Origin of the sequence: Corynebacterium sp. Marseille-Q2823 (assembly GCF_903645345.1) — a bacterium.
In the GTDB taxonomy this organism is placed as follows: domain Bacteria; phylum Actinomycetota; class Actinomycetes; order Mycobacteriales; family Mycobacteriaceae; genus Corynebacterium; species Corynebacterium hiratae.
Genome location: NZ_CAHJXS010000005.1, coordinates 178465 through 189999 on the forward strand (window position 1 = coordinate 178465; position 11535 = coordinate 189999).

Here is an 11535-nt window from a genome sequence, read left to right on the forward strand (position 1 = left end):
ACCGTTCCCCATCAGCTCAAAAGAGGAAAGATGCCTGTTACTATGCTGCATTCCATGCCCCGCCCGGCCGTACTTTTCGCCGGACAAGGCTCCGATTGGCAGGGTTTCATCACCACCGCCGCGCAGACTGCCGCCACCGCTGACTCCCTGCGCGAGACCCTCGCCCAGGCCCGCAGCCTCACCGGCCCCGCCGCACGCACCATCGCCTCCACGTGCCCTGGCGCACTTGAGCGCCTCGAGCAGCTCATTGATGGTTCCGTCGAGCCCAACGCCCTCGACTCTCTGCCGGCAGTGTCCATCCCCGGCATCGTCCTTGGCCAGATTGCTGCCATCGAGCAGCTGCGTGATCTCGGCGTCGACATCGACGAGCGCGCTGGGCATTCCCAGGGAAGCTTGGGCGAGATGGCCGTCGACAAGCCAGTAGAAGCCCTAGCCCTAGCCATCCTGATGGGCACCGCAGCCAGCGCGGTCAACGGCTCCGATCCGCGCCCCCAGATGCTGTCCATCCGGGGCCTGGAGCGCAGCTTCGTCACTGAGCACCTGCACGGCACCGCCGCCATCGCCGTGGTCAACGGCCGCCGCCATTTCGCGCTGTCTGGTGCCCCGGAGGACCTGGCTGCCACCCGCTCCGCCATCGACGAGGCCGTGAAGAGCTTCAACGCCGAGCTGGAGAAGCGCACCGTCGGCGGCGATGAGCTCAGCCCGCGCTTTGATGAGCTGCCCGTAGCGCTTCCCTTCCACAACGCGGTTCTCGCACCGGCAGCTGAGCGCACCGTAGGCCTGGCTCAGAAGTGCGGCCTCGACGCGGATGAGGCCCGCGCGCAGGCAGAAGCCATCCTGGTCACCGACCACGACTGGCCTGCCACTCTGGCCGCGCTCAACTCCGAGCACCTCATCGTTCTCGACCGCGCCTTGGCGAACATCACCCGCCGCGTGGTGCAGGGAACCGGGGTGACCGTGGTCTCCGCCGCCACCCCGCAGGAGCTTGATGCGCTGGCGACGCCGGGCGCTGAACTGCCCAAGGCCCTGAACTACGCTGACTTCGCCCCGCGCACCATCGAGCTTCCCAACGGTCGCACCTATACCCAGACCCGCTTCTCCGATCTCACGGGCCTGTCCCCGATCATGCTGGGCGGCATGACGCCCACCTCCGCTGATGGAGAGATCGTGGCCGCGGCAGCCAACGCTGGCCACTGGACGGAGATGGCCGGCGGCGGCATGTACTCCGATGAGGTCTTCCGCGCCCACCTGGCCACAATGGAGCAGCACCTGCGCCCTGGCCGCACGGCGCAGTTCAACACCATGTTCTTTGACCGCTTCCTGTGGAACCTGCACTTCGGCCAGGCGCGCATCGTGCCCAAGGCGCGTGCGGCCGGTGCCGCTTTCAACGGCGTGTGCATCTCCGCCGGTATCCCGGAAGTAGAGGAAGCTGGCGAGCTGCTGGACCGCCTCCACGCCGACGGTTTCCCCTTCATCTCCTTCAAGCCCGGTACCGCGAAGCAAATCCGCGATGTCCTGGCCATCGCCACGGCCTACCCGGAGGACCGCATCATCATGCAGGTCGAGGACGGCCACGCCGGCGGCCACCACTCCTGGGTCAACCTGGATGACATGCTGCTGGATACTTACGCCGAAATCCGCCAGCACCCCAACGTCTACTTGGCAGTCGGCGGCGGCATCGCCTCCCCGGATCGCGCCACCTCCTATCTCACCGGTGAGTGGGCGAAGAAGCACGCTATGCCGGCGATGCCTGTCGACGCCGTCTTCCTCGGCACCGTCGCCATGGCCACCAAGGAGGCCAAGGCCACTGATTCCGTCAAGGACCTTCTGGTCAACACCGCCGGAATCAGCCCGGAGCAGAACGACGGTTGGGTAGGCCGCGGCACCGGTGCGAACGGCGTGGCATCCTCGCAGTCCCACCTTTTGGCGGACATCCACGACCTCGATAACTCCTTCGCCGCGGCTTCTCGCCTGATTACTTCCTTGAGCATCGAGGAGTACTCGGCACACCGCCAAGAAATCATTGACGCACTGGCCATGACCTGTAAGCCCTACTTTGGTGACGTGGAATCCATGACCTACGCCGCGTGGCTGGAGCGCTTCGTGGATCTGGCCCACCCGTTCGTGGATCCGAGCTGGGATGACCGCTTCCTGGATCTCCTCCACCGCGTCGAAGCCCGCCTGAACCCAGCGGATCACGGCCAGATTGAAACCCTCTTCACCTGTGTTGAGGACGTTCACGATGCCCCCGCAGCCGCAGCGAAGCTGCTGGAGGCTTACCCCGCCGCACGCACCACCGAGGTCTCGGCGCGCGATGCCGCCTGGTGGATTTCCCTGCACTACAAGCACGTCAAGCCCATGCCGTGGGTACCGGCCCTGGACGGTGACCTGAAGTCCTGGTTCGGCAAGGACACGCTCTGGCAGGCGCAGGATGAGCGCTACACCGCTGACCAGGTGCGCATCATCCCCGGCCCCGTGGCCGTGGCAGGTATTACCAAGAAGAACGAGCCGGTGGCAGACCTGCTTGCCCGCTTCGAGCAGGCCACCACGGATGCGCTGCTGGAGCAGGGATCGACCCCGCAGAAGGCTTTCTCCCGCCTGAATTCCGCCGCCGATGAGGCCGCGTTCCTGCGTACTTCCCCGACCCTGCTGTGGCACGGCCACCTCATGGCCAACCCGGCTTATGAGATGGATGAGAATGCCTTCGACCTGCGCCAGGATGCCGAGGGCAACTGGGAGATCGTCATCACGGCCGACTCCTACTGGGATGACCTGCCGGAGGAGCAGCGCCCCTTCTACGTTCGCGAGGTCACCGTCCCAGTGGACTTGCCGGAGGATGTAGCCACGGGTGGCTCCCCGGTGGTCTCCGAGGAGCGCCTACCCAACTCCGTCTTCACCCTCTTGGAGGGGCTGGCCGGTGTCGGCTCCACCGCGGAGCAGGGCGATGAGATTACGGAGATGCCCACCGTCGAGTCCGGCTACTCCTTCCACTTCCCTGCTTCGCTGCTCTCCGCACACAGCGCGGTGACCTGCGGCGATGCCGCAGCCGAGAAGGCCGGCACCCCGGATGTTCTGGTCGGCCCGTGCTGGCCGGCCATCTACGCCGCGCTCGGCTCCGGCCGCCTGGAGGACGGCTACCCGGTCATCGAAGGCCTGCTCAACGCGGTGCACCTGGACCACGTCATCGACCTGCGCGTGCCGCTGGAGCAGCTTGCCGACGGCCGCCAGATCGACGTCACCTCCTCCTGCACCGCCATCGAGGAATCCGTCTCCGGGCGCATCGTCACGGTGGAGCTGGAGCTCAAGGACCACGCCTCCGGTGATGTCGTGGCCACGCAGATGCACCGCTTTGCCATCCGTGGCCGCGCCACCGGCACCGCCGCACCGAGCCAAGCACCGGAGTGGGGCGGCGGCAAGTCCGCCACCAAGGTGGTGCCGACGCCGCGCTCCTTCGTCGACCGCGCCACCGTCACCGCCCCGCAGGACATGACGCCCTTCGCTCTAGTCTCCGGTGACTACAACCCGATTCACACTTCCTATAACGCGGCCCAGCTGGTGAACCTGCAGGCACCGCTGGTGCACGGCATGTGGCTCTCGGCCGCCGCACAGCAAGTGGCCGGGCGCCATGGCCGCGTGGTGGGGTGGACCTACTCCATGTACGGCATGGTGCAGCTGGGCGATGACATCGAGGTCACCGTTGAACGCGTCGGCCGCAAGGGCATCCACCAGGCCCTCGAAGTCACCTGCCGCATCGACGGCGAGGTGGTCTCCCGCGGCCAGGCCCTGCTTGCCGCGCCGACCACGGCGTATGTCTACCCCGGCCAGGGCATCCAGGCCGAAGGCATGGGCAAGGGCGACCGCCAGGCCTCCCCGGCAGCGCGCGAAGCGTGGCGCCGTGCTGATGCGCATACCCGCGAGAACCTGGGCTTTAGCATCCAGAAGATCATCGATGAGAACCCGACGGAACTCACCGTTCGCGGCACCACCTTCCGCCACCCGCAAGGCGTGCTGCACCTGACCCAGTTCACGCAGGTGGCCCTGGCTGTAGTGGCCTATGCCCAGACCGAGCGCCTGCGCACCGAGGACGCCCTGGCTCCGACCTCCTACTTCGCCGGTCACTCCCTGGGCGAGTACACCGCGCTGGCTTCGCTAGCGAATATCTTCGACCTTGAGGGTGTCATCGACATCGTCTACTCCCGCGGCTCCGCCATGGGCAGCCTGGTCCCGCGCGATGCGGAGGGCAACTCCGAATACGCCATGGCGGCACTGCGCCCGAACATGGCGGGCATTGATGCCGACAACGTCGACGCCTGGGTGGCTGAGGTCGCCGAGGCCACCGGCGAGTTCCTGGAGATTGTTAACTACAACATCCGCGGCCAGCAGTACTCCGTCGCCGGCACCAAGAAGGGGCTCAAGGCCCTGGTGGACAAGGCCAATGCCATCGCCCCGCGCGCGGCCGTCATGGTCCCGGGCATCGACGTTCCTTTCCACTCCCGCGTGCTGCGCGAGGGCGTTCCGGCCTTCGCGGAGAAGCTCGATGAGCTCCTGCCGCAGGAGCTGGATCTGGACGCCCTGGTAGGCCGCTACATCCCGAACCTGGTGGCCCGCCCCTTCGAGCTGACCCAGGACTTCGTCGACGCCGTGGCACCGCTGGCTCCCTCCGGCAAGCTGGACGGGCTGAAGGTGGAGGACCTCTCCGAGCACGAGCTCGCCCGCCTGCTGCTCATTGAGCTGCTGTCCTGGCAGTTCGCTTCGCCTGTGCGCTGGATTGAGACCCAGGAGCTCCTCTTCGGCAAGGTCGAGCAGATCATCGAGGTCGGCTTGGCTTCTTCCCCGACGCTGACCAACCTGGCTACCCGCTCGCTGGCCGTCGCCGGCATCCCGGAGGGCACCATCCGCGTGCTCAACGTGGAGCGCGACCAGGAGCAGGTCATGCTTGCCGACGTCTCCGAAGCCCCAGCCGCCGAACCGGCTGCGGAATCCGACGCCGAGGAGGCACAACAAACCAACGAGGCACCAGCCGAGGCTGCCGAGGCTCCGGCTGCGGCCGCGCCAGCTGCCGCACCTGCTCCTGCGCCTACCGCAGCCGCCGCCTCCGGCGACGCCCCCGAGCTGCGCTTTGGTGCGGCGGAGGCCATCATGGTGCTCTTCGCCTTCCAGAACAAGATCCGCGTGGATCAGATCGCGGACTCCGACACCGTGGAGGAGCTGACCAACGGTGTGTCCTCGCGCCGTAACCAGCTGCTCATGGACATGTCCGCGGAGATCGGCGTGCCGGCCATCGATGGCGCCGCCGATGCCGACGTGGCAACGCTGCGCGAGAAGGTCGCCACCGCCGCCCCGGGCTACTCCGCTTTCGGCCCGGTGCTGGGTGAGGCCGTCGGCGCGCGCCTGCGCCAGCTCTTCGGCGCTGCGGGCCTCAAGCCCACCGCCGTGGCGGACTACGTCACCGGCACCTGGGGCCTGCCCGAGTCCTGGGTTGCCCACGTCGAGGCTGAGATTCTGCTGGGCTCCCGCGAGGAGGACTCCGTGCGCGGCGGCTCGCTGAGCACCGTGCCGGCGAGCGCTACCTCCAAGTCCGCAGCACACGAGCTGATCGACGCCGCCGTCCAAGCCGTCGCCGCTACCCACGGTGCATCCGTGTCCAAGGGCGCGGCCGCCGGTGGTGCCGGTGGCGGTGCCGTGGTCGACTCCGCTGCGCTCGATGCCTTCGCCGAGACCGTCACCGGTGAGAGCGGCGTGCTGGCTACTGTCGCCCGCCAGGTTCTCTCCCAGCTGGGCTTGGACTCCGAACCGGAGCTCATCGAGGCACCTGATACCACCGTCATCGATGCCGTCGAGGCAGAGCTCGGCTCCGGTTGGCTCAAGTCCGTCACGCCGTCCTTTGATGCGAACAAGGCCGTGCTTTTCGACGACTCCTGGGCCATCGCCCGCGAGCGCCTCGCCCGCCTGGCACTGGGCCAGGCCGAGTACCCGGTGGACAGCTTCCGCGGTGCCGGCGAGGCCCTAGCGCGTCAGGCGCGCTGGTGGAAGCGCGAGGACATCGCCAAGGCCGCCGTGGACACCACCCCCGGCGCGTTCGCCGGTGAGGTTGCCCTGGTCACGGGTGCTGCCCCTGGTTCCATCGCCACTGCGCTGGTGGAGCGCCTACTGGAGGGCGGCGCGACCGTCATCATGACCGCCTCCCGTGTCAGCCAGGCCCGCAAGGAATTCGCGCGCACGCTCTACGCCGAGCACGGCGCTGCTGGTTCCGCCCTGTGGCTGGTCCCGGCGAACCTGTCGAGCTTCCGCGATATTGACGCGCTCATCGACTGGATCGGCACTGAACAGCGCGAGTCCGTGGGCAACGAGGTCAAGATCCTCAAGCCGGCCCTCACGCCGACGCTGGCCTTCCCCTTTGCTGCGCCGAGTGTCTCCGGCTCGCTGGCGGATGCCTCCGGCAGCACCGAGGCCCAGGCCCGCCTGCTGCTGTGGTCCGTCGAGCGCACCATCGCGGGACTGGCAAGGTTGAGCCAGGAAGACGTCGACAAGCGCTGCCACGTTGTCCTGCCGGGCTCGCCCAACCGCGGCACCTTCGGTGGCGACGGCGCCTACGGCGAGGTCAAGGCCGCCCTCGATGCCATCCTCAACAAGTGGAAGGTCGAGGCCGGCTGGCCGCAGGGTGTCACCCTGGCGCAGGCCAAGATCGGCTGGGTCGCCGGCACGCACCTCATGGGCGGCAACGATGGGCTGGTGCCCGCCGCCGAGAAGGCCGGAATCAAGGTGTGGAGCCCGGAGGAGATTTCCGCCGAGCTTATGGACCTGGCCAGCGCCGACTCGCGCGAGCAGGCAGCTCACGCCCCGGTAGAGAAGGACCTCACCGGCGGCCTAGAGGGCTTCTCCCTCAAGGAGCTTGCCGCAGGTGCGGAAACCGCTGGCGCAGTTCCGCACGAAGATATAGAAGCCCCCATCACAATCGCGGCACTGCCCAACCAGGTACAAGCAGTGCAGCCTGGCCTGGAGGAAGAAGTTGGCCAGGTCACCACGGACCTGGAGGACATGGTGGTCATCGCCGGTATCGGCGAGGTCTCCTCGTGGGGCTCCGGCCGCACGCGCTTCGAGGCCGAGTATGGCCTGCAGCGCGATGGTTCCGCGGAGCTCACCGCAGCTGGTGTGCTGGAGCTGGCCTGGATGACCGGGCTGGTGGAATGGCGCGAGGACCCGCACCCGGGCTGGTTCGTGGTGGAGAGCGATGAAGAGATCGCCGAGGAGGACATCTTCGAGCGTTTCCGCGATGAGGTCGTTGCACGCTCCGGTGTGCGCACGCTGACGGATAAGTACCACCTCACCGACCGCGGCTCCATCGACCTGACCACCGTCTTCCTGGACCGCGACGTCACCTTCGCCGTGGATTCGGAAGCCACCGCCCGCGATATTCAGGACGCGGACCCGGAGTTCGTCAGCATCGTCGAGGTGGACGGCGAATGGCAGGTCACCCGCCGCCAGGGTGCCACCGTCAAGGTGCCGCGCAAGGCTACGCTGACTCGCACCGTCGCCGCCCAGATGCCGGATGACTTCGACGCCGCTAAGTGGGGCATCCCGGAGCACATGCTCGACTCCCTGGACCGCATGGCGGTGTGGAACCTGGTCAGTGCGGTGGATGCCTTCACCCAGGCTGGCTTCTCCCCGGCGGAGCTGCTGCGCTCCATCCACCCGGGCCAGGTGGCCACCACGCAGGGCACCGGTATCGGTGGCATGGAATCCCTGCACAAGGTCTTCGTCACCCGTTTCCTTGGTGAGGAGCGCCCGTCCGACATCCTGCAGGAGGCCCTGCCGAACGTCATCGCGGCGCACCCCATGCAGTCGCTGGTGGGCGGCTACGGTTCCATGATTCACCCCATCGGCGCCTGTGCTACCGCAGCGGTGTCGATTGAGGAGGCCGTGGACAAGATTGCCCTGGGCAAGGCCGACGTGGTCGTGGCCGGCGGCATCGACGATGTCCAGGTGGAATCCCTCCAGGGCTTCGGCGACATGAACGCCACCGCGGAGACCGCGAAGATGACCGCCAAGGGAATTGATGATCGCTTCATCTCCCGCGCCAATGACCGCCGCCGCGGCGGCTTCCTCGAAGGCGAAGGCGGCGGCACGGTCCTGCTGGTGCGCGGTTCCCTTGCACAAGAGCTGGGCCTTCCGGTCCTCGCAGTGGTCGCGCACGCGGCCTCCTATGGCGACGGCGCCCACACCTCCATCCCGGCTCCTGGCCTGGGTGCGCTGGGGGCTGGCCGTGGCCGGGAGAACTCCCGCCTGGCGCGCTCGCTGCGCGGCCTGGGCCTGACGCCGAACGACGTCAGCGTCCTGTCCAAGCACGACACCTCCACCAACGCCAACGACCCCAACGAGTCGGAGCTGCACTCCCTGCTGTGGCCGGCGATTGGCCGCGATGAGGACCAGCCGATGTTCGTCATCTCCCAGAAGACGCTCACCACTCGCGGTGCCGCGCTCTTCCAGACCGGCGGTATCATCGACGTCTTCCGCACCGGCCGCATCCCGGCCAACGTGTCGCTGGACTGCGTTGATCCGCTCATCGCGCCGAAGGCGAAGAACCTGGTGTGGCTGCGTTCGCCGCTGGATCTGGCAGCCGCGGGCCGCAACGTGAAGGCCGCGGCGCTGACCTCGCTGGCTTCGGCCACGTCAGCGCGCTCATCGTCTACGCCCACCCCGGCGTGTTCGAGCAGGCCGTGTCTCAGCAGCGCGGGGCGGATGCAGCTGCCGAGTGGCGTGAGCACGCCGAGCAGCGCCTGCGCGCCGGCCGCGCACACTTCGAGGCCGGAATGCTGGGCCGCGCCCCGCTCTTCGAGGTCATCGAGGGCCGCCGCCTACCGCACGCCGACGCCAAGGTGATGATTGACGGCTACGGTCTCGTCGACGCCGACAAGGCCGCGGAAATCTCCATGCTCCTCGACGCCGATGCGCGCCTGGGCAGCAACGGTGAATTCCCGGGTGCGTAACCTCTAGCAATTAGGGCCAGTTCAAGTACGAACTGGCCCTTTCCTTTCGGACTAACCTCGTTTCGCTCTATGTCGCGACGATATTTGCTCACCAACGCTTTTCAATTAAATGTTCCATCACACGCTTTCAAACATCCGCCGAAAAATATTGACAAGCATGATTACGGAATCAGCGATTATGCCAGCTTCACGGCGCGATGAGTTCGGTGCGTGTTTTATCGAATGAGCTAACGAAACTGCCTTACGAACAAAACTACGCAGTTCACTATTCGCTGGTCCTGGAAGTTCTACTTCAACAACTCGTGCCAGCCGGTTTTTGAGTTTCCCTCATTAAATTTATCCGCATCATCACCATTCCGTAAGTGACGAGTTTCGTCAAAGGCTACGCGGTTCAATTCATGTTGGCGGACATGAAAAACTGACCAGTGGCAGACACGGGATTTAGGGGTTTGGGGAGTTTTTATTGGGGGTAGGAAAATAAGGGGTCTTCATCCGATGTTCGATAGAAGAGTCTAACCGGACTCATCTAGCGAAAAGCATGGACGGACCTGACTCCGTCTCTAATCAGCAGCAATTGTCTTCTAGAAGAAGCAGGGGTGAAGTTGAGGTGTCAGGCCTGTGGCCCCGCCGTCGCCGATGGTGACTCCAACACCGGGTTCCTCGTGCCTATCGAAGGCAACCACAGCACGCGGCCGCGCGCCGTCGGCACGTTCCGTGAAATCACATGTGCCAAGCTTCACGGACCTCATGCCACAGGTGCGCCCGACACCGAACAACACGGCTCCCATCGGTCGGCTGATGCACCACGTCATCGTCGTTCGAACTCGAGGAGCATCCCAGCGCTAGATCGACGTCACAACAGGGCTCTGAACCAGAGGGGATAAGTTCGCTTACCATACTCCAACAGGACGAGTCAATCATTCGAACACGCCCTGCCCCCGTGGTGTCCGCCACTGGTCAGTTTCTCATGGCCATAGGCGGACTTTTTTATGTCCGCCTCCGGTCAGCTTTTCATGTCCGCTAACAATTCATCGAGAATGCGAACCCCCCAATTACCGACATCACTGAAGTCACTTTGAAGCGTTTTAACGTCATAACACTAACACTAAAACACCACTCAACCACCGCAATCATTGGGCAAGTTGGCCATAGTCAAAGCTGTGACCCTGGAAATTCGAAAGACGTCACAGCAACAAACCACCACCCCAGACAACCTTCACATGAGATGCCTTTTAAACATTATGATATATGTCCTACGTTCACCCCTTAGAGATTTAAATTATATTTTTCATTGACTGTGCTTTGGATCCCTGCTACTCTGTCTGTAACTTCACTTATGAAAGGAGGAGGCCAATGTCATTCGATTTTGAAGTGATTTCCACCCAGAATCTGATGGAAGCCCACCGCGTTGGACAGGCATAAAACATCAGACAACCACGGGGACCTGAATACATTCGGGCCCCCTTTTTACTTTAAGGAGAACAATGTCCTTGATATCATTCCGGACCGCCCATGAAGTTAGGCCTCTAGGGGATGGCAGGTCAGTTGTTGGATCAAACACGGCAGGAATCGGCCACTATGTCCAAGATCCAGACCACCATCTCCAAAAATTGAATAAAATTTTAAACGGCACCCTAAATCAGCACGAAGCTACCGAACAGATCGCTAAGCAAACGGGACTTTCTCCCTTTAATGCACATACTCTGCTCGAGAAGCTAATCCAGCTAGGACACATTGAGGCCATTTCTCAACCCAACTTAACCCCAGAACAACAGACTCGTTTTTCTCGCAGTACTGCGCTCTACTCATGGCTAGGCGGATTTGGGAAATTTGATCGATGGGCTCCTCAAGAAATTATCTGCTCGTCGAGCATTTGCATTTTAGGGGCCGGAGGCATTGGATCTAGCATCGCGTTACAGATGGCCGCAAGTGGAATAGGAAAAATAACTCTCGTTGATTTTGACACTGTCGAGTTGTCCAACCTGAATCGACAAATTGCTTATTCGGAAAAATCTATCGGCAAATTAAAGACTGATGAACTCAAAAATAGGATTAGAGAGTTAAATAGCGATTGCTCAGTACGTACGATCGAGCGAAAAATTGAAGGAGTAGAGGAATTAATTCCCATTTTCAAGGAAGCAGATCTAGTTATAAGAGCAATCGACAACCCACCCGAATCGGCATATTGGGTATCAGAAGCCGCAATAGCCACCAAAAGGCCCTGGATTGACTGCAGCTACGCCGGGCCGATGGCGGTTTGCGCGACTTTTGTCCCCGGAACGACAGGGTGCTACCGATGCCTTCGAGAAAGTGAAAAACAACGGCTGCAACAGAATAATATTTCTGGACTCTATGAGGAAACCCCTCTTGGAATTAACGCTGCGATAGCACCTATCGTGTCAATAGCCAGTGCATTGGCTTCACTCGAAGCCTTAAGGTTCTTAGTCTCAAGAACCAACTTATCTATGGGCAAAGTTCTACATCAAAACCTTGCAGACTATTCAAATCAATATTCCATTGATTTCCCCTCGTCTTGCCAACATTAGCC

Annotated in this window: 1 protein-coding gene and 1 pseudogene; both read left to right on the forward strand. The window is 63.3% G+C overall.

All coding sequences use genetic code 11. From position 1 onward, the window contains the following. Positions 1-30 precede the first annotated feature (30 nt). Positions 31-8987, forward strand: a pseudogene (locus HWX44_RS07915) (fatty acid synthase subunit beta domain-containing protein). A gap of 1484 nt (positions 8988-10471) precedes the next feature. Then, on the forward strand, positions 10472-11533 hold the full coding sequence (locus HWX44_RS07925) for a HesA/MoeB/ThiF family protein (RefSeq protein WP_175974063.1): 1062 nt from the start codon (positions 10472-10474) through the stop codon (positions 11531-11533). Positions 11534-11535: the final 2 nt, after the last annotated feature.

Excerpts from the sequence above, each read along its gene's own strand:
- HWX44_RS07925 (WP_175974063.1), top strand. The coding sequence starts at position 10,472 with ATGTCCTTGATATCATTCCGGACCGCCCATGAAGTTAGGCCTCTAGGG.